This window comes from Limnospira sp. PMC 1279.21, from assembly GCF_032349615.1.
Taxonomy (GTDB): domain Bacteria; phylum Cyanobacteriota; class Cyanobacteriia; order Cyanobacteriales; family Microcoleaceae; genus Limnospira; species Limnospira fusiformis.
This window is the reverse complement of the sequence record NZ_JARPLU010000432.1, coordinates 1-1,020: the sequence shown is the minus strand read 5'-3', so window position 1 is coordinate 1,020 and position 1,020 is coordinate 1. Positions and strand designations below refer to the sequence as shown.

At 45.6% G+C, this 1,020-nt stretch carries 1 protein-coding gene; it reads right to left on the bottom strand.

Going from position 1 to position 1,020, the window contains the following annotated elements:
- Nucleotides 1–815: hypothetical protein (locus P5683_RS25225; protein WP_315669509.1), on the bottom strand; the 815-nt coding region annotated here is incomplete at its 3' end.
- Nucleotides 816–1,020 lie beyond the last annotated feature (205 nt).

Below are 1,020 nucleotides of genomic sequence, written 5' to 3'. Positions count from 1 at the left end.
GCTACCTGGTAACTCTCCTCAGTTTCCACATCTTCCACCACCTCGGATTGGGAGATAACTTCCTCCAACTCAATATCTGCTACCTGGTAACTCTCCTGACTCTCCTGAGTTTCCGCATCTTCCACCACCTCTGATTCCGAGACCCTTTCCGAATCCGAATCCCCAATATCTGCTACCTGGTAACTCTCCTCAGTTTCCACATCTTCCACCACCTCGGATTGGGAGACAGTTTCTGAGACTGTTTGGAAATCGAAAGTTTTGGCTGATAGTTCTGGAGAAATAAGCGTTGATGTTTCTTCAGGTTTAGTATCAGAGGATATAGAAGTTTTTGCCGATTCATGTAATGCTAGCGTTGTAGATGTATCCTTTGACATCTGCGATAAGGTTGTCGATGCTAAATCCGGGGTTGGTTCAGGTTGAAGGGATTGTCCTAAACCCTCAGTTTTAGCCTGTGCTGACCTCAAATAGCGATCGCGCTTTCTCCAGAGCAGAAAAGCAATTAAGACAGCAATAGATAATAGTATTAATAACCACAGGAGAAACTGTCCCGACGATGAAGCAGCCACCAATCCTGCGGGGTCAGTCCTACTAGGTGCTGATTCTACAGACCTTCCCTCTGAACTCTCCGATAAAGGTTCAGCCTGAGATAAAACCACTTCATTGGTCGCCAACCCAGTCGAGGTCAAAGCCGTTCTCGAACGATTTGGGTATAATTGAGCAGAGACCAACCTAGAAGTCGCCAAAGACTTAGGAGCGAGATCAAGGATACAGACCAACGCCAAGGTAGCAATTGATGTTTTTCTTTTATATGACATAAGTGGCAGACCCACAATCGGGATGTTCCAGTCAGCATTACACAGAGCCTGCTCGCATTTTATCATAACAATGTCGCCCCATTTACCAAAGATCCTGGGTCTAAAGCCCCGTCCTAGAAGGACGGCTTTTTATGTTATACTATTTTGTTTGTGCGAGACGTTTAGGAGTGAAATAGGGCTGCAATGCCTGAAATAACTTCCTAGT